General features: G+C 39.9%; 16 protein-coding genes. 9 read left to right on the top strand and 7 right to left on the bottom strand.

Features of this window, described 5'->3' with window-relative positions; genetic code table 11:
* Positions 1–95 precede the first annotated feature (95 nt).
* Positions 96–707, bottom strand: a complete 612-nt coding sequence (locus tag ABDZ97_RS15585) for a toxin-antitoxin system YwqK family antitoxin (protein ID WP_343789878.1) — start codon at positions 705–707, stop codon at positions 96–98.
* Between the two features lie 203 nt (positions 708–910).
* Between ABDZ97_RS15585 and ABDZ97_RS15580 the strand changes: the two genes are divergently transcribed.
* The 9 genes from ABDZ97_RS15580 (at position 911) to rocD (ending at position 12,349) form a co-directional block, all read left to right on the top strand.
* The gene (locus ABDZ97_RS15580; RefSeq protein ID WP_343789875.1) at positions 911–1,975 is read left to right on the top strand and encodes a squalene synthase; all 1,065 of its coding nucleotides are present in this window, start codon (positions 911–913) and stop codon (positions 1,973–1,975) included.
* Complete coding sequence (locus tag ABDZ97_RS15575; protein WP_343789872.1) at positions 1,959–3,296, top strand: FAD-dependent monooxygenase; 1,338 nt, start codon at positions 1,959–1,961, stop codon at positions 3,294–3,296. The genes ABDZ97_RS15580 and ABDZ97_RS15575 overlap by 17 nt, the downstream gene beginning before the upstream one ends.
* 74 nt (positions 3,297–3,370) lie before the next feature.
* Positions 3,371–4,717 carry a hydroxymethylglutaryl-CoA reductase, degradative gene (locus tag ABDZ97_RS15570; RefSeq protein WP_343789868.1) on the top strand — a complete coding sequence of 449 codons (1,347 nt, stop codon included), beginning with the start codon at positions 3,371–3,373 and terminating at the stop codon, positions 4,715–4,717.
* Positions 4,714–5,622: a GYDIA family GHMP kinase gene (locus ABDZ97_RS15565; RefSeq protein WP_343789865.1), complete on the top strand. Its 909-nt coding sequence runs from the start codon at positions 4,714–4,716 to the stop codon at positions 5,620–5,622. Before ABDZ97_RS15570 ends, ABDZ97_RS15565 begins: the two co-directional genes overlap by 4 nt.
* 21 nt (positions 5,623–5,643) lie before the next feature.
* Entirely contained in the window at positions 5,644–6,699 is a 1,056-nt protein-coding gene (locus ABDZ97_RS15560; RefSeq protein WP_343789862.1) for a diphosphomevalonate decarboxylase, read from the top strand.
* 10 nt (positions 6,700–6,709) lie between these two features.
* Complete coding sequence (locus ABDZ97_RS15555; RefSeq protein WP_343789859.1) at positions 6,710–7,651, top strand: mevalonate kinase family protein; 942 nt, start codon at positions 6,710–6,712, stop codon at positions 7,649–7,651.
* A 3-nt stretch (positions 7,652–7,654) separates the two neighbouring features.
* On the top strand, positions 7,655–8,638 hold the full coding sequence (locus ABDZ97_RS15550) for a polyprenyl synthetase family protein (protein ID WP_343789856.1): 984 nt from the start codon (positions 7,655–7,657) through the stop codon (positions 8,636–8,638).
* A gap of 75 nt (positions 8,639–8,713) precedes the next feature.
* The gene (locus ABDZ97_RS15545) at positions 8,714–10,897 is read left to right on the top strand and encodes a terpene cyclase/mutase family protein (RefSeq protein ID WP_343789853.1); all 2,184 of its coding nucleotides are present in this window, start codon (positions 8,714–8,716) and stop codon (positions 10,895–10,897) included.
* Between the two features lie 213 nt (positions 10,898–11,110).
* Positions 11,111–12,349, top strand: coding sequence for an ornithine--oxo-acid transaminase (rocD, locus tag ABDZ97_RS15540; protein ID WP_343789850.1), 1,239 nt, complete (start codon positions 11,111–11,113; stop codon positions 12,347–12,349).
* A 64-nt stretch (positions 12,350–12,413) separates the two neighbouring features.
* Here rocD and ABDZ97_RS15535 read toward each other — a convergent pair whose 3' ends face one another.
* The 6 genes from ABDZ97_RS15535 to ABDZ97_RS15510 all read right to left on the bottom strand — a co-directional run bounded on the left by ABDZ97_RS15535 (position 12,414) and on the right by ABDZ97_RS15510 (position 24,287).
* A complete protein-coding gene (locus ABDZ97_RS15535) occupies positions 12,414–14,015 on the bottom strand; it encodes a hypothetical protein (RefSeq protein ID WP_343789847.1) in 1,602 nt (533 codons plus the stop codon).
* A gap of 66 nt (positions 14,016–14,081) precedes the next feature.
* Complete coding sequence (locus ABDZ97_RS15530; protein WP_343789844.1) at positions 14,082–15,194, bottom strand: efflux RND transporter periplasmic adaptor subunit; 1,113 nt, start codon at positions 15,192–15,194, stop codon at positions 14,082–14,084.
* A gap of 10 nt (positions 15,195–15,204) precedes the next feature.
* A complete protein-coding gene (locus ABDZ97_RS15525) occupies positions 15,205–19,530 on the bottom strand; it encodes a CusA/CzcA family heavy metal efflux RND transporter (protein ID WP_343789841.1) in 4,326 nt (1,441 codons plus the stop codon).
* A 38-nt stretch (positions 19,531–19,568) separates the two neighbouring features.
* On the bottom strand, positions 19,569–19,952 hold the full coding sequence (locus tag ABDZ97_RS15520; RefSeq protein ID WP_343789838.1) for a hypothetical protein: 384 nt from the start codon (positions 19,950–19,952) through the stop codon (positions 19,569–19,571).
* Between the two features lie 110 nt (positions 19,953–20,062).
* Positions 20,063–21,286, bottom strand: a complete 1,224-nt coding sequence (locus ABDZ97_RS15515; RefSeq protein ID WP_343789835.1) for an MFS transporter — start codon at positions 21,284–21,286, stop codon at positions 20,063–20,065.
* Between the two features lie 82 nt (positions 21,287–21,368).
* A complete protein-coding gene (locus ABDZ97_RS15510) occupies positions 21,369–24,287 on the bottom strand; it encodes a PKD domain-containing protein (RefSeq protein WP_343789832.1) in 2,919 nt (972 codons plus the stop codon).
* Positions 24,288–24,309: the final 22 nt, after the last annotated feature.

Genomic DNA, 24,309 nt, shown 5'->3' with positions numbered 1-24,309 from the left:
CTTAATCTTACGAAGATAACAGGTAAATGAAGAAATAATAGGAACTAGCTTCCTGATGTTTCCACAGGGAAGTGTTAATCGAATGTTTCCGGTGTTTATTGCTGTTCGGTCCGTGTTCCTTCTTCGTATAACTCACTAACGATTACTTCTCCTAGTTTGTTGTAAAATGTTACTTTCCCATGTTTTACACCGGCACGATATTCTGCTGAAAGAGAAAGTGTGGAGTCAGGATAGTAATTATAGCAGACTCCGGTGAAGAATTCATTTTGATACAGTTTGAAATCTTGTCCGTTCAGTGTGTCTCTATAATCAGTTAATTCACTGCAAGAGCAAGTAATAGCGTTGTCGGCTGTTGGATTGAGCAAAATTCCATCTTTGTATAGTGTCTTGGTCATGAGGTTGCCTTCCATGTCATAGATAAAATTGTATCCGTAGAGTTTACCTTTGAATAATTGTTTCTCCTCCATTACAAGTTCTGTGCTGGGATAGTTTCTGTAACAGGTTCCGGTAAAAGGGGTGCCTGCTTTCATGTAAGTTTCGGTAGTTCCTGCTTGCTGTTTTTCTAATGCATTGCAATCACATTTTTCCAACATCTCATAAATACTGTAATCTCCGGAGAGAATAGCAGCTTCAATACTTTCACTGTCGGGCGAACATGAATAGAAGAAGAATGCAATAGGGAAAATGTAAACAATAAATTTCAACATGGCTTTTTTTGCAAAAATAACGAAATGATCTGATTTGGTGTTAGAAGTAGATTCAATACTGGGTGTGGCGTGTTAAAATTTTAAAAAAATGAAATGGGGTGTAACTTATAAGGTAGGTGCCCGTCTTACAGCAAAACTTTTCTATGCTGGAAAGATTATTATATTATTCAGTTCACCCGTCTGAGCTAACGTATTTGTTTCAAATGAAGCGGAAGTTTAAAGACTTTCGACCTTCAGAAGAACGTTTGGATACGATGGCTCCGGATATGTCGGATGATGAGTTTTGTTTTGAAGCACTAAAAAAAGTTTCCCGTTCATTTTCTGTAGTAATTCAACAATTACCTGAAGAGCTTCGGAAACCGGTCTGTTTATTTTATCTGATTCTTCGCGGTTTGGATACGGTTGAAGATGATATGAAAATTGATCACAAACAGAAAGTTGAGTGGTTAAATACATTTGCTTCCAGAATGAATCAGGAAGCATTTACACTGGATAATGTAGGAGATACCCAGGATTACAGAGATTTGATGAAGCATTTTGATAAAGTGCTTCGTGAATATCATCAGCTGGAAGAAAAGTACAAGGTAGTTATCACGGATATCACAGAACGCATGGCGTTTGGGATGAATAAATACTTTGTAGGAGAAGTTGATTCGTATGAAGACTGGGATGACTATTGTTATTACGTTGCCGGGTTGGTAGGGATTGGTTTGAGCCAGTTATTTATTGCATCCGGAATAGAAGATGATGCGCGTTTGAAAGATGAAGCACTTTCCAATCATATGGGGTTGTTGTTGCAGAAAACGAATATAATTCGGGATTTTGCAGAAGATCTTGACGGTGATCGTCTTTTCTGGCCAAAAGCAGCCTGGAATAAAGTAGTGTCTGATCCTGCTGACTTGCAGAAAAATGAAAAGCAGGGGATGGAAGTATTAAATAGTTTGGTTGTAAATGCGCTTCAGCATGTTCCTCACTGTTTAAACTACATGAGTGCCCTGAAAAATTATGATGTTTTCCGCTTTTGTGCAATACCTCAGTTAATGGCAATCGCTACTCTATTTGAACTTTATGGTAATCAGGATGTTCTGATTAAAAATGTAAAGATCCGAAAAGGGAAAACAGCGCGCTATTTTATGTCAGACATGGACTTTCAGGCGACGGAGTCAGAATTTAGAACTTTTTTAGAAAAGCTCTACAATAGAAGCGGAGATAAAACGATTAAAGACATTATAAATAAAATTGAACAACGCAATGCAGTCGGAGTATGATATCATAGTAGTTGGAGCCGGCGTGGCAGGAGGTGTTTTTGCATGTTCTCAAAAAGATACAGGGCGGAAAATACTTGTTGTTGAGAGGGATTTGTCTGAACCGGATCGTATTATCGGAGAATTATTGCAACCCGGAGGTTTGGAGTCGTTAAAAGCATTAAAGCTGGATTACCTTACGGAAGGCTTCGGAGCACAACCCGTGTATGGCTACACCTTAATCAAAGGAGATCGTAACTTCTCGATTGAATACAAAGATGCAGGGTCTGCTGCTTATGGTTTGGGGTTGAGAAATGGGAAATTCCTGACAACTATTCGCACAGAGCTGCAGAACCTTGAGAATGTCACTCTTGTTGAAGGAGATGTCACAGATACAATAGAATCCGGTGGGCGTGTGACAGGAGTGAAATACACGGACAAATCTACCGGGAATCAGGTTGAAGCACATGCGCCGTTAACAGTGGTATGTGATGGACCATTGTCGTTATTTCGTGAAAAATTAAGTGTTCCGAATAAGGAAGTGAGTAGCTACTTCATGGGGTTAGTCTTGAAGGATGTTCAACCGTTGAAAGAAAGTCATGGTCATATGATCGTTTCGGGAGATTCACCGGTTTTGGTTTATCCGATCAATGATAACGAATGGAGAATTCTTATTGATTACCCAGGGACAAAACCACCCCGTTTAGGAGAGAAATTGAAAGAATCCCTGAAAAAGGAAGTCACACCGTTGTTACCTGAAGGAATGCAACAACCTTTTGTTACGGCTTTGGAGAATGATCCGTTACAGGTTATGCCAAATCATAAGATGAAGGCGCAGGCAAGGCATAAGGACGGGGTCGCTCTTTTGGGAGATATTCTGAATATGCGTCACCCATTAACAGGTGGAGGGATGACAGCTGTCTTTTCGGATATTATCACACTGAATTCAAAGTTGGACGGAGTTGATTTTTCTGATAAAAAGAAAACAGCAGATGCAGTAAATGCATACTATTTGAATCGATCAAGAGGAGTTGAGACAATTAATATTCTTGCGAATGCACTTTATCAGGTGATGATTGACGAAGATCTGAAGATGGCTTGTTTCGAATATTTGAATGCGGGTGGGGAAAAGTCTTCAGGACCTCTTTCTATTCTTGCAGGAATGAACCGGGATAAACAGTTTTTACTGAAACACTTTTTTCGGGTTGCTATGCAGCATCCTGTAGATTTTGTTTTACGCCCGGCGAAACAGTTTCGATTGTTGAACAAAGCAGTTGGGATTATCCGTCCCATACTGAAAGAAGAAGGAAAACCCGCTGTTTTGGACACGGATGCGGGTAAATAATAGTGGATTAAATGACGTACCTTTGTGATAGCGAAGGGACTAATAGAAGAGCGTAGTTAGATAAATAAGAGAAGATGAATAATAGAGCGAGTTTGTTAAATGGTTTTTCAAAGCTTACGAGAGAGGAGAAGTTAGAGGTGATTGGCGGGCTGTTTGATAACAGCGATGAAGCTATCGAAGGGTTTAAAAGTTTTGAGCATCCGGATGAAGTTATTCAGGAAATGATTAGTGAATTCAGTGAGAATTCTATTTCTAATTTTCATCTTCCCTACAGCGTTGCACCTAATTTTATGATTAACGGGAAACCGTATGTAGTACCAATGGTAATTGAAGAAAGTTCGGTAGTTGCTGCTGCTTCAAATGCCGCTAAATTTTGGTTCTCAAGAGGTGGTTTTCACGCTGAGATCGTTGATACCCAAAAAGTGGGACAGGTTCATTTTATCTGGAAAGATGATAAAGAGACGTTGATACAACGATTTGACGAATTAAAACATTACCTGATTTCAGGAACGGAGGATATTACCGAAAACATGCGTAAGCGTGGTGGAGGTGTTCTTGATATTGAGCTGAAAGACTTTAGTGATCAGGAAGAAGGACTGATGCAGTTGTTTGTAACTTTCGAAACAAAGGATTCGATGGGAGCCAACTTTGTTAATTCTTGTCTGGAGCGCTTTGCGGATCTTTTCAAGAGATGGTATGCTTCTCAATCTGAGTTTTCAGGGGAAGGTCTTGAAATAGTTATGTGTATTTTATCTAACCTTACGCCAAACTGTATGGTAAAATGTTGGGTGGAATGCGAGGTAAAAGAGTTTGACAACCTTGTGCCGGGTACGGATGGTGCTGATTTTGCCCGTCGCTTCCGAACAGCAGTTCGTATTGCACAAATTGACCCGTACAGAGCGACAACACATAATAAAGGGATTTACAACGGTATAGATGCTGTGGTTTTGGCGAGTGGAAACGATTTTCGCGCGGTTGAAGCTTGTGGGCATGCGTATGCATCTATGAATGGAGGGTATTCATCCCTTACCGATTGTCAGATAGATGGAGATAAATTCACATTTACATTGCATTTACCTATTGCATTGGGGGTTGTCGGAGGATTGACAAATCTGCATCCTTTGGTTAAACTTTCCATGGCTATGCTGGGAAATCCAGATGCCCGTGAACTAATGGGGATTGCAGCAGCAGCTGGTCTGGCTAATAATTTTGGAGCCGTTAAGTCATTAGTGACTACCGGAATTCAGCAGGGACACATGAAAATGCACCTGTTCAATATTATGAAACAGTTGGATGTGTGTAATTCTGAAAAAGACCGTGTGGTAGAATATTTTAAAGACCGAAGTGTATCGGTTTCGGGAGTGCGGAAATTCGTAGAAGAACTCCGAATGGTACAGGACGCAGGTTGCATGAATATATGATAGTTACAGAAACGAAGACATACAGAGCATCTGGGAAATTGATGCTGTTCGGAGAATACATGGTGCTCAAAGGAGCGCCATGTTTAGCTATTCCTCTACACTACGGACAAACGCTTCAGGTTGAAGAGATTTCGGAGCCAGGTGTGGAGTGGAAAAGCTTTGAATTGAATGATGTATGGTTTACAACCCGTCTGGATACGGCATTTAATAGTATTGAGACTTCTGATCAGGAAAAGTCAGAGGTGTTAGTGAATTTGCTAAATGTCATCCGAAAGGAGAAGCCGGAATTATTTGAAACCGGATTACGATTTAAAGCTCAGTCTGATTTTAACCTGCAGTGGGGACTGGGGTCCAGTTCTACATTAGTCAGTTTACTGGCGCAGTGGTCAGGTGTTAATCCATATAGGATTTTAGAGGAGACGTTTGGAGGTTCAGGGTATGACATAGCCTGTGCAACTGCTGTGCAACCAATTCTTTATGAGGTTGCGGGAAGAAAAACACAGGAAGTAGAACTGCCGGAATCCGTTACAAGTAATTTTTTGTTTGTTTACAGTGGGAATAAACAGAATTCTCGCAACGAGATTAAACGATTTAACAAGAGAGAAACAGCACCTGAAGATGTAAAACAGATTCAGGAAATTATAACTCAATCTCTACGTGCAGAAACCATTAGCGACTTTGAGAAATCGTTGTCGGAAAGTGAAAATCTATTATCGGAAATTCTGGGAATGCAAACGCTAAAACAAGAGCGTTTTTCTGACTATCCGTTTGAGATTAAATCACTGGGAGCCTGGGGAGGAGATTTTTTTCTTGCGACTTTTCGGGAAGAAGAGCAAGCAAGAGCGTACTTCCTTGAAAAAGGATATGATACCATGTTTACGTATCGTGAATTGATTTTTAGATAAAAGAAGAAAGAAACCAATCAAATGCAATCAACAACAGAAAAACGTGAAACGCAATTGGCTCTGACATGGCAATGTCCATCCAATATTGCAATTGTAAAATACTGGGGAAAAAGAGAGAATCAGATTCCCTGTAACTCATCTTTGAGTCTGACGCTTTCGAACTCTTATACGGAAGTTAAACTGGCTTTGCAGAAAAAAGAAACCGTTTCTCCTGTAGAACTGGACTATTTTTTCGAGGGACAGAAAAATGAAAAATTTTCGGAACGTGTGGCAAAATACATGCAGGATAATGCACGCTTTTTTCCATTTCTTACCGATTATGCTGTACGTATTGATTCCGAAAACAGTTTCCCGCATTCTGCTGGAATAGCTTCTTCGGCATCAGCGTTCGGTGCTATTGCACTTTCTCTGTACGAAGCTACCTATCGCCTGGAGAATAAAGAACTGGATCAGGAATTTTACCATGTAGCTTCCAATCTTGCCCGTTTAGGATCAGGAAGTGCTTCACGTTCTATGTTTGCAAACTGGGCAGAATGGGGTAAAAACACATTGATTCCCGGTTCATCGGATGAATTTGCAATTCCGGTTACGGAGATTCATGCGAATTTTTCAAATATGTACGATGCGATTCTGATTGTAGAAGATGAGCCGAAAAAGGTTTCTTCCAGCGCAGGACATTCATTGATGAATAATCATCAATATGCTGATCAGCGTTTTTTACAGGCAAACGAACGTACAGCACGATTAGCTGAGGTTTTGAAGAACGGGGATTATGCGGAATTTATTCATATTGCAGAATCGGAAGCACTGACATTGCACGCTATGATGATGACATCAGTGGATTATTATCTGTTGATGAAACCAGGTACATTACTGGCAATCGAACGATTGTTAGAATACCGTCGTGAAACAGGAATACCTGTTTGTTTCACCCTGGATGCAGGACCTAATGTACATGTCCTTTATCCGGAACAATACAAGGATAAAGTAGAAAGCTTTATCATGAATGATTTACAGGATACGTATAAAAAGGTCATTTTTGACAAACAAGGAACAGGACCGGTTTCAGTAAAATAAATTGCCGAAAATGGATACCCTTAACTCAAAAGTTTTGATGTTCGGAGAGTATAGCCTGATGTATAACAGCATGGCTCTTACAATACCGTATGATCGTTTTTCAGGAAAGTTCACATTCTGTAAAGACGGACTTACAGATCCTTCCATACAGTCGTCTAACTTAAGCCTAACCAATTTCTGTCATCATATTCTCGAAAATCACATGGACGAGAATTTTGCGCTGAATGTAAAGAAGTTTAAGAAGGAATTGGAAGACGGTCTCTTTTTCGAGAGTAACATCCCACAGGGATTTGGACTGGGGAGTTCCGGAGCTATCGTTGCAGCTATATTTCTGCGTTATCTGGACAAAGCACATGAGTTCAAATCCGAATTGAAGAACCTGACGAAAGAGAAGATATCTGTACTCAAAAAAACATTGAGCCAGATGGAGTCTTACTTTCATGGTTCCAGCTCGGGTATTGACCCGTTGAGTATTCTTTTGAACCAGCCTCTTCTATTCAAAAATACACATGATGTAGCACCAGTTAAAATTCCGGCATTTAATCCGGAAGGGAAAAATGTCGTATTTCTTCTGAATACAGGTCTCAGCAGAAGTACTTCAGGTCTTGTGAATCGCTTTAAAACCTCTTGTGAAGATCAGGGGTTTCGAGAGCGAATGGATCGGGAGTTGGTACAATTTACTAATGGGAGTATTCAGTCTTTTTTAGATAATAAAGCAGGAGAGCTTTATACAAATTTGGACAATCTGGTACAATTTCAATTGAAAGAAATGCATTACCTCATCCCGGATCAATTTAAAGATGCAGTAAAAGGCGGACTGAATAACGGGGATTATTTCCTGAAAATATGTGGCTCCGGAGGAGGAGGATTTATGCTTGGTTTTACAAAGGATTGGGAAGCGACTGAAAAAGCGCTTAAAGGATTAGATGTTGAGGTAATTTATAAATTTTAGGAAATGGAAACAATGAACAAAATCGATTTGAACAACTATAAAGAAATTATTGAAAATTACCTTGAGCAATATTCGCTGAAGAATTTTCCGTCAAACCTTACTGACTCGGCTCATCATATTATGACATTGGACGGGAAGCGATTGCGCCCGATTATGGTATTGATGAGTTATATGTCGTATGATGAAAAGTATGAGAAGGCTTTAAATGCGGCTATCGCTATCGAAGTATTCCATAATTTCACGCTTGTTCATGACGATATTATGGACGAGGCGAAAGTACGTCGCGGTCAGGTAACCGTGCACGAAAAGTTTGGTGTAAACAAAGCGATTGTCACTGGTGATGCTATGCTACCCCATTCGTATAACCTGTTGACATTGGGCAACGAAGATAAAGCGGCTGATTTGCTGGCTGTTTTCAGTAAAATGGCTATCGAAGTAATGGAGGGGCAGCAGTATGATATGAACTTCGAAACAATGGACGAAGTTACTCCGGAAGAATACATGGAAATGATCCGTTTGAAGACATCTGTTCTGTTTGGTGCTTCTATGGAAATTGGAGGAGTTATCGGTGGAGCGTCAGAAGATGATCGTCAAAAATTATATGATTTTGGTTTATACACAGGACTCGCATTCCAGATTATGGATGATTACCTGGATGCATTCGGAGACCCTAAAACATTCGGAAAGAAAGTGGGAGGAGACATTTTGCTGAACAAGAAAACATTCTTGTTGACGAATGCTATAAAAATGGCAACACCTGAGCAAAAACAACAAATAGAAACCTTGTTTAACGAGACAAATGAAGCATCTAAAATAGAACAATTCAAAGCGTTGTTTACAGAAATGAATCTGCCTCAGTTGTGTCTGAATAAGATGGAAGAATTACACGATAAGGCACTGGGACGTCTACGTTCTACCACAATAAGTGAAGAGAATAAAGAAAGGTTAGAGTACCTGGGAGATGTAATGTTACGTCGAGTGAAGTAAAGAAAGCATCAATCCCCTCTTTTAGAGGAGGTATAATCAGAAGAGCAAGAGTTATAAACTAGAACAGGAATTGCTATGGGGCAGTCTCTAAAAGAAGCGTGGACATTTACGAATACCAATGGTCGTCAATTGTGGTTTTTCAATAAAGAAAAAGCACAGGAAATAGCGGGTACAAAAAGTGATGAGGAACTCTGGAAAAAGATGGATGAAGAGTTCATCTGGGACAAATCCGGAAACCCGAACGCTCAGGATAATCTCTACAGAGATAAATATGCCCGACCCGTTGGAAAGAAACCGGAAACAGCCGATGAAGCCTTGGATAACGGGCTTAACTATTTTCTTTCCATTCAGCAGGAAGACGGGAACTGGTGCGGAGAGTCAGGAGGACCTCATTTTTTACTCCCAGGATTACTCATAGCAACGTATTGTTCCGATTCAATGCCGGACGAAGCACGCCTGGTATTGATGAGACGTTATCTACTGAATCACCAGAATCCGGATGGAGGATGGGGACTACATATTGAAGGAGACTCTTCCATGTTCGGCACAGCGGTAAATCTTGCTGGATTGGTTGTTGGCGGACAGGATATACATAGTGAACCCGTACAGAAAGCAATTGCATGGATTCATGCGAATGGTGGTGTTACAGGTGTTCCTTCATGGGGAAAGTTCTATCTTGCTGCTATTGGGTTGTATGACTGGAAAGGAATGGACCCCTTGATGCCGGAGTTATGGTTGTTACCAAAATGGTTACCATTTTATCCGGGGAATTACTGGAATCATACACGGATGGTTTATCTTCCTATGTCGTATGTATATGGTAGAAAATTAACAAAAACAGATGATAACCTGCTTGCTTTTCGGGATATGTTATACGCGGGAAAGTATGAGCAGGTAAACTGGAAAAAAGCCCGTAGAGCTTGTTGTCCGATTGACGATTACTATACGGAAAAAGGATTGTATAAGTTTTTGGCAGGAGTTCTGGGAGTACTTGAAAAAATAACCTGGAAAGGCCTCCGGAAAAAAGCTCTCAAGAATGTTGCTGATCGTATTCACGCAGAAGATCGGCATACGGACAGTGTGAATCTGGGACCTGTGAATAAAGTCCTGAATTTGCTGGCTGTATATTATATAGATGGGAGCGAATCACCTGAATTTAAGAGGCATAGAGAGCGCCTGGAGGATTATATCTGGTTAAGCGAAGACGGAATCAAAATGAACATGTATAATGGAACCCAACTCTGGGATACGTGTTTCATGGCACAGGCACTTCAGGAAGATCCGGATCGTACACCGGAGATAAAAGCAGCACTAAAGAAAATTGATCACTTCGTTAACTATACCTTCCTGGATGAAGACCGATGGGAGACAGAACGTTTTGATCGTCTTCCTTCCAAGGGTGGGTGGCCGTTTTCAACAAAAGAAAATGGATGGCCGGTAACGGATTGTACTTCTCAAGGGATGCGTACCGTTTTAGGGTTAAACAATCTGGGGCTTGCATCGGATCAGGAAATTATCAAAAAGTTGACACATTCAGTTGACTTCCTTCTTTCCTGTCAGAATAAAGACGGCGGTTGGGCTTCTTACGAACCGACACGCGCTCCGAAATGGTTGGAAAAAATGAACCCTTCCCGTGTTTTTGGAGATATTATGGTTGAGTATTCATATACTGAATGCAGTTCATCTACTATTCAGGGATTATTGGCATACAGAAAATTTAATCCGTCTTATCGGAAAGACGATATCTCCAAGGCAGTTGCAAGGGGGCTGAAATTTATAATGGATCGCCAACAGGATGATGGACTTTGGTATGCAAATTGGGCCGTTTGTTATACGTATGCAACCTGGTTTGGGGTCGAAGCTCTGGTTCAGGCAGGAGGCATAAAATATGACGAGAATGATGCTGAAAATCCTGTAACCAAGGCTTGTCATGGTTTGTTTTCGATTCAGAAAGCTGATGGCAGTTGGGGAGAAGTATGGCAGGCATGTGCAGAAAAACGATACATTGAAAGTGAGGATGGTCAGGTGGTAAATACAGCCTGGGCCTTATTAACTTTGTTTGAAGCGGGCTATCCGATTGATGATAAAGTGGAAAAAGCAATTCAATTCCTCGTAGATCGTCAGATTGATACGGGAGACTGGCCGCAACAAAATATTTCCGGAATATTTAACCTGAATTGTACGACCGGATACATTAATTACCGAAACATTTTCCCTATCTGGGCGTTGCAGCGGTATATGAAAGCAAAAAATGGATAGTTGTTGTGATGTGAATAAAGTAAATAGATGAGGTGTAGATTTTTCTACACCTTTTTCTTTGCAGGATGTTTTGTTGAATCCCTTTTTAGATTTGCTTATTCATTTTTCCTTCACTAATTTTGTTAACCGGATGATTTCTCTCCAATAAAAGTAGGAAAGGATGTACACTCTCCGCGATGAGTGTGATTACATTAAACACATAAAATTATGGACATGATTCAGGAAAAATTATCCTCATCGCAATTGATGGAACTGGAGGACAAACATGGAGCTCATAACTATCACCCATTACCTGTAGTACTGGCAAAAGGTGAGGGAGTACATGTTTGGGATGTAGAAGGTAAACACTATTTTGACTTTTTATCGGCTTATTCAGCCGTAAATCAGGGGCACTGTCATCCAAAGATTGTTAAGGCAATGGCGGATCAGGCAGGAACATTGGCACTGACTTCACGGGCGTTCTACAATGATTCATTGGGAGTGTATGAAAAATTCATGACTGAGTTTTTCGGCTTTGATAAAGTACTTCCTATGAATACAGGGGCTGAAGCTGTGGAAACAGCAATTAAGCTGGCTAGAAAATGGGCGTATGAGAAGAAAGGAATAGCTGAAAATGAAGCGAAAATAATCGTATGTGAGAATAATTTTCACGGACGAACAACTACAATTATATCTTTCTCTAACGATCCGGATGCAAGAAAAAACTTTGGACCGTATACTCCGGGATTCATACGTATTCAGTATGATGATTTATCTGCGTTGGAGAATGCTTTGAAAGAGGAAAATGTGGCTGCATTTTTAGTAGAACCAATTCAGGGAGAAGCAGGTGTTTATGTTCCACAGGAAGGATACCTTTCAGGTGCACTGGAGTTGTGCAAGAAGAACAATGTACTTTTCATAGCTGATGAAGTACAAACAGGAATTGCACGTACAGGAGAACTTTTGGCCTGTGATCATGAAAATGTAAAACCTGATATTTTAATTCTTGGTAAAGCGCTTTCAGGTGGAAATTATCCTGTTTCAGCAGTACTGGCGAATGATGAAATAATGATGGTCATTAAGCCGGGACAACACGGATCTACTTTTGGTGGAAATCCTGTTGCGGCTAAGGTTGCTATTGCAGCTTTGGAAGTTGTCCGGGACGAAAAACTTTCAGAAAACGCGATGCGATTAGGAGAGCTTTTCCGTAAGGAAATGAATCGTATCATTGAAAGCTCTGACTTAGTAGTTAAAGTGAGAGGAAAAGGATTACTGAATGCAATTATTGTGAATGATACACCGGATAGCGATACAGCATGGAGATTGTGTCTTTCTTTAAGAGATAACGGTCTTTTGGCAAAACCTACACATGGAAACATCATCCGTTTCGCTCCGCCATTGGTAATGACTGAAGAACAACTGATGGAATGCGTTGCTATTATTGAAAAGACAATTACAGAGTTTGTGAAGTAATTACAGAGTCAACTGTATATAAAAAAGCAGGTAATATATTACCTGCTTTTTTATTGGATTATATTTAGTGCAATACTATTTTTTCGGATAAAAAGTACTTCCCGTCAACTACTACAACAAAATTGACCGTCTGGTTATTTTTTGTTCTTTTCAGTTTTATTGTTTCCGTATGTAGTCCATTTTTTGATTGATCAAATTGACCTTCCTGAATCATTTGTCCTTCCATGGTATAAATGAAATATCTTGTAGATGTGGCATACTGTAAGTCTATTTCTACTTTGAATTGATCTTTAACCGGATTAGGGAAAACAGACATACTGAAAGGATTATTTCCATGAATTTCCTCTGTTCCGAGATCAGGAGTTTTTATCAATGTGACAGCATAAATAATAGGATCGGCCAGTGTCTGATTTACACTGTTCTCAGAAAAAGGATTTAAGGAAGAACTTTCTATGCCACCATAAATGTGCCCTATTACCGTTTCATCCTCCGTTAGCTGATCGATCAGGAGAATTTCCTTTTCTGAATAAGGCGCTGATTCTGCCGGAATAAACTCTGCCCCGGCTCCTTTGAGACCCGGCATTTCAACAGGGAGCTTAAACTCAGTCAGGGTACCATCCGAAGATCGGCTGACTCTACTGATTGTTTTCACAAAGGGAACGAGATCGTCCTGAATGAGTTGTCCGTTTTCGTAGTAATATTGACTAATTCCGCCGAAGAATAAATTATGAGCAGTGGTATTGGAAACGGAATAAAGAGATGCAGTAGCACTGTGATAATTACTCAAGTACTGATTAAATTCTGTAACAGCCGTATAGCCGTTTTCCGTGATATAAACAGGGTATAGAAAAGGAAGATCCGTATCTTGCTGAAATACTCCGGAGGAAATCATATATCCCTCTGTTCCGTCTGGGAATCGTTGGGGTAACAGATTATAATCCCGTCTGCGCAGGTGTATCGGATCACTTACCGATGAGTAATCGGAGAAAGATAACTGTCCGCTATTATTGATTTTAAATTTCTGAACCATCGTATGATAGGTTTGGGTAAAGGTAGGGTTGTTCATCGGGTTGTATCTGCCGTCAAATCGTTGTCCACCGATGAGGTAAAAGAAGGTTCCGATTTTCCCCATTTGTCCACCAGTATTAGCAAATATGGGATCTGTAATCTGTTTAAAATAATCGGTGTATGAACTTCCGTTAATAACAGCATCAATGGTGGCAGAAACAAGGATAGAAGTCATCTTATCATGGGTGATATGATCATTGGTGCTGGCAGAAAAAGAGTAGCCACCAATGATATATAAGGTATCTGCATCCTGATAAAAATTCATATTGGTAGACTGCAACTGTTCGGCAATACCTGTAGGTAAAATAGCTAAAGGAGCTGTCCAGAATTGTTGACTTGCTGCATCTATCACAAAAATTTCATTGTTGTTTTGTGATGCCGGAAAGGCATTGAAGGGTTGTCGGGCATGAATACCATCTAAACGTCCTCCCAAAATTAACCACTTGCCTTCGTGTTGACCAAATGCATAAGAATGTACTCCCGGTAAACCTGGAATTATAACTGGGGTTAGTTCAACGGAATACTCAAATTCATCCTGAGCCTGTAGTGAAAATGTACTCAGAATCAGAATCAATAAATGTAGGTAGTATTTAAACATAGTTTTTTTGATCAAGATATTGATAATTAACTACTGACAAAGTGACTTTTGTTACGCAGCCTATTTTTAATAGACAAGATCGAATGCACCATTCAGGAGAAATTGAGCTGACGTGTCAATTTGCTCCGGATCAATTCCATACCAGTTGCCGTTTGTTAATGTCACCGGAACTTTCACCTGCTTAAAGTAGTAGTATTGATCTTCCTCTCGGGTCAGAAGCAATGCAAAGTATTGTTCTCCCTTTTTGACAATCGCCGAGCCAGGAAGAGCAGGCAGCTGTTTTTGATCAAGAATAATATTGGCAGATACATACGCACCTGTTTTAAGAACAAGCGATTTTGAATCCGTAATATCAACCGTAACGGTGACTCTTCTGTCGGTTTTTATTTCTGATCCGATTCGGAATATAACTCCCGTATGGATAGTTTCGTCTCCCTGAACGCTAAAGCGAACAGGTTGTTGTTCCTTTAAGTGGGCAATATCTTTTTCAAAAACTTCCAGTTCAACTCTTATCTTATCTGTATTGATCATTTCCAGAATGGGCTTTTCATCCCCTACCAACTCCCCGCTTGAAACATTAACCTGAGTGATCTGTCCGGATGTGGGAGCATATATTCCATAACTACTGAAGAAGTTACCTTCTGCAATCTTCGATATTGGTAAATGAATTAATACCAGTTGTTGTTCCAGATTATTGCGTTCAGCTTTCAGAGTCTCAAACTCACTTTGGATGCGATTTAGTTCTTTTTTTGCGATCGCGTCATTTTGTTCGAGTAGTTGAATACGATTGTATTCTTTTTCAATATAAGTAAAACGACTTATTGTCGCAGCGTATTGCTTTTGGAGTTCTAACAGGTCCGGGTGCTCGATGCGTGCCAGGAGCTGACCTTTAGTTACAGCATCTCCTTCAATAACACGGATTTCTTTCACATAGCCCTTAAAGTAGGCGCTTATCTTAAAACGATTAGCAGGAGGAACATCAACAGTCCCGTTTGTTTGTATCTCGCGATTAAAGAAATGTGTTGCAATAGGACCTATTTTCAAATCATTGGTCTGTAATTGCTCTTCCGAAAGCGTGACAAGGTGGAGTGCTTCTTTTTGTTGTTCCTGAGTTTCGGGAGAACTTTGTGAACAGGCTACAAGAAGTAGGACCAGAGGAAATAAATATGAGATTTTCATTTTTTTGATTTTAAAGAAGTAAGTAACTAAGTGTTATAGCAGTTTGGTTGTAACTATTCAGCGCATCCAGATACTCAAGCTGTATCATTTGGGCACTTTCCAGACTCTGGATATAGCGGAAAAAATCAATTTCTCCCAATTCATAACTCAAGGAAGAAGTGTGCAGGATATTCTCCGCCAGATCGAGCCCTTCTGATTCGTAATAGGTTACTTTTAGTGCATGTGCCTCCAAAAGTTGTTGAAGTTGATTTTTGTAACGTTCCAATCGATATGTATAATTCGAATAATCGAGTTCGGCCATCTGAACAGCCAGCTCTTTGGCTTTGACCTGAGCTTTATCCCCACCAAATAGCAACGGAATTTTTAACCCGATTTGGTATCCGTGAAGAAATTGATTGATTCCCCGGTTTGTTCCTGCAAAATATTCCATACTTATTCCGGGAAGAAATTGCTGTTTCTGTACCTTATATTCATTGACAGAAACTGTTTTCTGAAGTTGAACAACGTCTTTTCCCGATGCGGTCAGCGTATCGTTTTCAGTAGTTTGGAACCGCGCATATTTTGTTTCTTTTATACTAAATTCCGAAGGAGACTGGGTTAGGCTGTACAATTCCTCGTATGCAGCTTTAAGTTCGAGAGATACAGAACGGAGTTCCGTTTGTACTTTCTGATGTCGGGCTGTGGCTAATGAACTCTCCAGACTATTAGTTTCTCCTGCTTCAAAGCGTTGTCGGGCAAGTTGTGTGAAATTCTCATAAGAAGTATTCAGTTCACGTAAAATCCGTTCTTTGCTATGCAGGTAGTTTACCTGATAGTACTTGCGGGTTATTTCCTGAAAAATAAGTGCTGTCAGAAACTTGTATTCCTGACTGGCAAGATGATAGCGCGACTCGGTTAAATGTTTACGACTGCCATAACTTGTAGGGAATGCAAAATCCTGTTGCAGACCAAATTTGTAATTAGGAAGACCGTTCAGAGCCAGATCATTCTGATCAAAAGCCTGATAAATTTCGGTAGGTGAAAATGTGAAGGCAGAACGAATTAACAGGCGATTGGCTTCTATGTTTAACTGATTCGATTTAATCTCACGATTATTTTCCAGAGCCATTTGCTTTAACTGATCCAGATCCATTTCAGGTAACTGTGCGTGCGTCATAGGACTGAATAGCAAGAGTAATACGAGTGTAGTTTTCATTCTGGTACCTTTTGCTGTGATTTGTCTTTGTTTTAGAATAGAGTAGAACACCGGAAGTACAACCAGTGTTAAAAGTGTAGAAGTAATTAAGCCGCCAATGACAACTGTAGCAACAGGGCGTTGTACTTCTGCACCCGCTCCGGTAGAGATAGCCATAGGAAGAAATCCTAAAGCGGTTGTGCTGGCAGTAAGCATAACCGGTAATAATCGGTCGCGGGCCCCTTCAATAATTAAGTTTTTTATCGAAGTAGCACCACCTGAAAAATCAAATGTTTTGTAGTGCTCAAGAAGTACAATTCCATTGAGAACAGCTACTCCAAAAAGAGCAATAAAACCGACTCCTGCTGATATACTAAACGGCATATCACGTGCCCATAAAAGGAAGATGCCTCCCATGGCTGCAATTGGAATAGCGGTATAAATCAGCAGAGCTTCCGTAACTGATTTGAATGCGAAATAGAGCATGAGGAAGATCAGAATTAAAGAAACAGGAACAGCTAATAATAACCGATTAGTGGCACGTTGATAATTTTCAAACTGACCTCCATAGGTAATTCGATAACCGGGAGGAATCGATAATTTTTCATCCAGTGTTTTTTGAATTTGGTCTACAACTGTTTGGAGATCACTATTGCGGACATTAACTCCTACAACAATCCGCCGATTGGTCTCGTCGCGGGAAATTTTGGCAGGTCCTTCTGTAATTTGGATGTCCGCCAGTTCCCGAAGGGGAATTTTAGTGCCTTTAGGCGTGTCTACCAGTAAGTTTTTCAGATCTTCAATTCCCTTTCGTTTGTCTTCACTTAACCGGATTACAAGATCAAATCGTTTTTCTTTTTCAAAAATCACACCTGAGTTTTTACCAGCAAAAGCAAGAGCAACCAGTGAATTTATATCGGCAATTTGTAAGCCATGTGCGGCAAGGCTTTCCCGATTATAACGGACAGAAAGCTGAGGTAAACCAGTTACCTTTTCAACAACGATATCGGCCGCGCCTTCTATATGTTGAATGAGCGATTTTATCTCTTGTCCCTTGCGTTGAAGAACATCTAAATCATTCCCGAAAAGCTTGATGGCAATATCAGAACGGACGCCGGTAATCAATTCATTGAAGCGCATTTCAATAGGTTGCGTGAATTCAATTTCGACTCCGGGAATCTTTTTTAACTCTTTTTCAATTGCCGAGGCTAGTCCATCCTTCGTGTCGGCAGTTACCCATTCTGATTTAGGGTGTAACATTACCATCACATCGGTCTCTTCCATAGACATGGGATCTGTCGGTACCTCCGCCGCTCCGATTCTTGTCACTACTGTTTTTACTTCAGGAAATTTATCCAGTAGTATTTTCTCCATTTTTGTCGTTGTGGCAATGACATCATCAAGTGATTTTCCTGTTTTCATAACAGGTTGAATAACAAAATCACCTTCGTCAAGTTGCGGAATAAACTCACCACCCATTTGTCTGAATAGAAAGATCCCAGATACCACAACAGCCAAACTTACCAGAAGAACCGTTTTTTTCTTATTCAAAGCAGTCTTTAGAACAGGAACATAAAGTTTGTCCAGAAAATCCATTATTTTTCTTGAAATGGCAAAACGGGGTTGTTCTTTCGTACTCAGAAAAATGGAAGCCATTACAGGTACATAGGTCAGGCAGACAAGTATGGCAGCAATAATGGCAAAAATAAATGTCAGTGCCATTGGAATAAACATTTTACCTTCGACACCACCCAGTGATAATATGGGAATAAAAACAATAATAATAATCAGCTGACCGAATATGGCGGATTTCATCATTCTTGTTGTGCCCTCAATAGTGATGGAGTCCCGGAGAGAACGAAGTTCCGGAACAGAAAGATTCTTAAATTCACCTGACTTTCGGAATAATTGAAGGGCTACAAATTCAACAATAATCACAGCACCGTCAATGATAATCCCAAAATCTAATGCTCCCATACTCATAAGATTTACGTCAATCTGGAAGATGTGCATGAGGGAAAGTGCGATCAGAAAACAAATTGGAATCACGGATGCTATGATCATCCCTGCTCGGAAATTTCCGATTAAAAGGATAACGATAACAGCGACAATCAGAAAACCAATTACGAGATTTTCAATAACAGTAGATATAGTTTTTTCTACCAGGTCGCTGCGATCCAGAAAAGGATGAATATAAACACCCGGAGGAAGTGATTGTTGTACCTTTTCTACACGATTTTTAACTTCAGAGATGACCTTTTCGGAGTTGGCTCCCTTTAACATCATGATTTGTCCGAGTACTTTTTCACCTTCTCCGTTTCCGGTTACAGCTCCGAATCTTGGGGCATGACCAATTCGTACTTCGGCTATGTCTTTTACCAGTATAGGGGTTGTATTTCGTACAGCAACAACTGTGTTCCGAATATCCTCCATACTTCCGATGAGTCCTTCACCACGTATAAAATATGCCTGTCCTTCCCGTTGGATATAACTTCCTCCGGCAATTCCATTATTATTTTCGAGAGCACTGAACAATTCGGAAATAGTCACTCCTGCGGCATTCAGGTCTTCTGTTCGTATGGCAACTTCGTATTGCTTAAGATAACCGCCCCATGTGTTGACTTCTACGACTCCCTGAATTCCCGCAAGTTGCCGTTTTACAATCCAGTCCTGAATAGTACGGAGATCAGTTAAAGAGTAGTTGTCTTTAAATTCGTTTTCAACTTCCAGCGTATACTGATAGATCTCTCCGAGTCCGGTCGTAATAGGACCCATTTCAGGTGAGCCAAATTCCGGGGGGATTTTTTCTGTGGCTGATTTAATCTTTTCAGCAATAAGCTGACGGGGTAAGTAAGTCCCCATTTTGTCATCAAAGACAAGTGTTACGACGGACAAGCCGAATTTGGAAACGGAGCGGATTTCCTGAATTCCAGGGAGGTTTGCCATTTCCAGTTCAATAGGATACGTAATAAATTGCTCAATATCCAACGTAGACAGATTCCTGGATGTCGTCAGAACCTGAACCTGATTATTGGTTACATCCGGTACGGCACCGACCGGAATCTGAAAAATAGAATAGATACCATATCCTATTATAAAAATAGTGAAAAGAAGTACGATAAATTTGTTCCTTACACTGGAACGTATAATTGATAATAACATGTTTTACCTGATAAAAAATGAATAACTAAATTCTTTTTCTAACAGGTTGTCCGGGGTGGTTGATTAATAGATATAGCAGCACTCGCACTGTGAGGTGCTTTGTAAACAAAATAATGCGAAGATTCAAATACGAAAGAATGCTTCCAGATAAATACAGGTGGATGTTGCCATTCTACACCAGTTAAGAATTGTAATGAGTGGTGAAAAGGAAGATCTTGATGTTCTGAATGCTCAGTATTGTGTTCTTCCTTGTCGTGTCCGTAGTGCTTATCAAGAAAAGAGAAAAAATCATCTCCGTATTTCTCCTGATGTTTGTTGTAGTGCTCAATGAGAACAGGAATTTTAACCAGATCCACCAAATTCAGATTGATAGACTGAAGAACCAGTAAGGTCATTATAGGTATAATAAACCACGATCTCATTAGTACAAAGTTAGAACAATTACTTTTAATAATGATTCTAAATTATGAGAAGAGAGTAGGTTTAATGATTTGTTAACCTGATCTGATAGCTGTGATAAGTCGATTTGTTTTCAGATTGTTACGTGATGTTTTTGACGACATTGCATTCTGAAAAGAATGATCCCCGAAGAAATAAATGTAAGAAAAGCAATAAAGAGAATGGAAGATAAAATCCCGAAGGTATCAGCAATTATTCCGGTTAATATTGCTCCAATAGCATAGCCGAGATCTCGCCATAGTCGGAAGACGCCAATACTTTTGGCTCTGTCTTTAGGATGTGTGTTTTCAGCTACTGTTGCCAGGAAAGTCGGGTATACCATAGCGGTACCCCACCCAAGAATGGCAGACAGAATAATATAGTGTGTAAAAGAGGTAGCTCCGGCAAAGAACAGTAAAGCGATGGCTTGTAATGACATACCGATAAACAACATGTTCTTTTTACAAAACTTATCAGCCATTTTTCCTGTAAATAACTGACCTAATCCCCAGACAGCTGGGTAAACAGATACGATGATACCGATTTCTTCAAGCGAAAATCCTTTGCTACTTAAAAGAATCGGAAAAATACCCCATGCCATTCCATCATTCAGGTTGTTAATCATTCCAGCCTGAGAGACAGATCCTAAGTTTTTATCCCGCCAGGTAGTATCCCAGAATACATTTTTCAATAGTGGAACAGTATTGTTTTTTGTTTCTGCATTGACATGATGTCGTGTATCCCTAATAAATAGGAGACTGGTAAATAGACCAAGAATAACTAATCCGATACCAATGTAAAAAGGGTAGGGGCGAACTCCGAATTCAGAAGCTATCCAACCTGTGAGAAAAGCTACTACAGCAACAGCAATATACCCGGCAAACTCATTGAGCCCCATGGCAAACCCTCTTTGTTTTTCGCCGACAAGATCGATCTTCATCACTACGGTAGAACTCCATGCAAGCCCCTGGTTTATACCTAGTAAAACGTTAGCCGCTATAATCCAGTTCCAGTTTTGAGCATACATGAGTAGAAAAGGAATTGGAATGGCAATAATCCAACCGGCAATCAATAAATTCTTACGCCCGAATTTATTCGCTAAAACTCCCGTGTAATAATTAGTTATGGCTTTAACAATTCCAAAAACAATAATAAAAGAAAGTATGGCAGTTTTAGCAGCAATAGCAAATTCCTGCTCGGCGATTTGTGGTAAAATCGATCGCTCCATTCCAACCATACCACCAACAAAAGCATTAACAATAACCAGTAAGGTGAATTGTTTCCAGTTTTCTCTTAATCCGAGTTTTATCTGCTGCATATCTTATAAAAGATACAAATTTCGTGTAAAATAAGATGGTGAGTTGTGACAATTGTTACTAGTGGGTATAGAAACGGATAAGTTACCTTAGAACATTTACGTGACCGGTGCGCTGATAGACTTTGTCCGAGGAGTTGCTTTTTACTTGTAAAGTCCAAATGTAAGTACCGTCAGGAACCGGGGTGCCGGCATATGTGCCATCCCAGGGGACATGTATATTATTTGATTCCCAGATAATTTCGCCCCATCTGTTGAATAGCTGTATTTTAACTGAATTACTATCTATTCCGTTTGCATAAATTTGCCAGGTTTCATTAAATTTATTTGCATCCGGAGTAAACGTATTAGGAGCATAAATACTGATTGACTCTTCAATAAAGAGTAGTTTGGTAATAGAATCTTTACAGCCAAATAGATCTTCAATGATCAACTGGGTCATATATTGATTAACAGCATCGGAAAATGTATGCTTGGGATTCTTCTCCTGACTGAAAAAAGTTGTATCATAATACCAGTTCCAAGAATTGATTTGATTTCCTTCAGATAAGTCTATAAAATATACTGTGGGAGGAAGAATACTAACAGGATTTGGAGTTATTTCGAAATTAGCAACAGGATTAGCAATAACTCTGACCATATTGGTGTCTGTTTTGGATGAAAAGCAGCCATTAGTATCTACAACTGTAAGTGTTACACTATATATTCCCGGAGTCGAATAAGAGTGGAGAGTAGTATCCCCGATTCCTCCGGTTTGATCTCCAAAATTCCAATTTGTTGTGGTTGTATGTGGTGTTTGATTATAGAAAACAAACTGATTATTGGGAGAAAAGCATTGTACAGTTGTATCTACAGAGAATACGATATCCGGTGTAGTTACAATAAATACGATAGAAGAGTCTGACTCTGAACATCCATTATTATCAATTGCAGTGACTTGATAAATAGTTGTATGATCCGGAGATACAGTGTGTGAAGAGCCGTTTCCAAGATTATTGTCCCACAGGTAAGTATAAGGGGGAGTTCCTCCACTTGCCGAGGAATAAAGAGGTACAGTCATTGTCTGACAGATTATCGTGTCTGGAGAGGTGACTAATACCATGGGCTGGGGCTCGTTAATTATAATTTGTAATGTATCGGAACATCTTCCGTCTATTGAAGAAACGATAACATTATAAGTGCCGGAAGCTAAATCGGAAACGGTATGAGTGGTTGGATTTCCTGAAAGGTTACTCCATGTGTAGGTATATGTTTCTGTTGAAACAGGACCTGATACACTAATAACCCCAGTAGAGTCTCCATAGCAACTAACATGTCGTATTGAGTCTATCTGAGCAGTAAACAAATTTGTAGGAATAACGGCATTAATTGTTGTATCACATCCATTGTCATCTTGTATCGTAACGGAGTAGCTACCATTAATGAGATTAGAGTTAATAGGATTTGTATTGAATCCATTTCCCCAATCAAAATAATAAGGAGGACTCCCCCCATTAAGATTATCTATACTGATTACTCCATTGTTAATATGACATTCCGAAGGCGTAATAGATACAGAAAAGTTAAATTGTGAGGGAGCTGTGAGTTGAAACGTGGAGTCTACGGAACAACCAAGTAAATCTGTTACTGAAACAGAATAATTTCCTGCTGAAAGGGAAGTTGCCGGATTGGTCGTTTGATTATTAGCATTATTATCCCATTGAAATGAATAAGGAGGTTGTCCTCCGGTGGGTGAAATGCTAATTTCTCCATTATGTTCATTATAACATGTAGGTGAAAGAATTGACGAAGAAAGTGTTAGTGTATCAAAAAGAATAGATACACTGTCCGAATAAGCGCATCCTCCTGCGTTGTATGCAGTCCATGTAAAAGTATATAATCCGGCGGAAGGAACAGTTACAGAAGAGTTTGGAGAGTTAGGAGCGTCAAATAGTACGTCTGAAGAACCTGTCCAGTTTCCTGAAGGAGTAGTTGCGTTTAACTGGTAGGTTAAACCGCAGATAGTATCATTAACTCCTGCATTAATCGAAAGAGGAGGAAGTACTTCCAAACTATGAACAGCTGAGCTTGAACAGCCCAGGGAGTCCACAGAAAGTAGTTGAACATTGTAGAGCCCAGGTGTTGTATATTGGTGTGATGGGTTGATGCCCTGATGTGTATTTCCATCACCAAAATCCCAATCAAATGTTGTTGATGCCGGAAAATAATTGAGACAACCTGAACCAATTAAGAAATCCGCAACATCATTAATACAGATTATCGTATCAGAAATACTGAAGTCATAGTCAAATGTATAGGAGAAATTAGAGTAAATAACATCATCTTGAGAATGGTTGTAAAATCCAAATCGACCTGGTTCAAAACATCCGGTTTCTTCAAATATTTTGTTTCCATCTATCCAGATAATTATTGAGTCGGCCGTATACTTAAGCTGGAAATTATATTGTTGAAAATCATTCCATCCATTATTTCCGTAGTCCGTGTCAAGAACGGTTACTGTTGGAGAGTTTACTCTCTCCCATAACTCCGGATAAACAACTCCTCCTCCTGAACCAACTATGTTTGTGAAGTCAAATAATCCATCAACTTCGTAAAGAGCGAAGCCTTCGAAACTGGTCAGTCCCATAAAGTTTTGTGTGCTTTGTTTCCAGTCAAAAACAAAGGATTTTACGTATGTGTTTGTTGGTGAGGTAAGAGAACCAAACGGGCTTTGGTATCCAAAAACGAAACCAACGAGATCGTCGTCATTAGCTGTATTGACCTGAATAGAGCCTTGAATCAAAATATTAAAAAAATTATTAGGACTTACGAACCATGTCCCGGTCCCATTAATGTTCTGCTCAACGGCATCTCCTGATGGAGTAACGTCCCATTGTCCACTTGAACTAGCGCCTTCCTGTGTCCACGTATTGAAATTTATACTTTGTCCACAGGGAAGTTGACTGTAGTAAGAACCTAAGGTTAAAAGGAAAAGGAATAATAAAGTTATTCGTATTTTGATCATTGAGCCGTGAGTAAAAATAGGT

The sequence above is a fragment of the Wandonia haliotis genome (assembly GCF_039523435.1).
Lineage (GTDB): Bacteria > Bacteroidota > Bacteroidia > Flavobacteriales_D > Crocinitomicaceae > Wandonia > Wandonia haliotis.
Note: the sequence above shows the minus strand (reverse complement) of the source record. Positions and strands in the feature narration are given on the sequence as shown.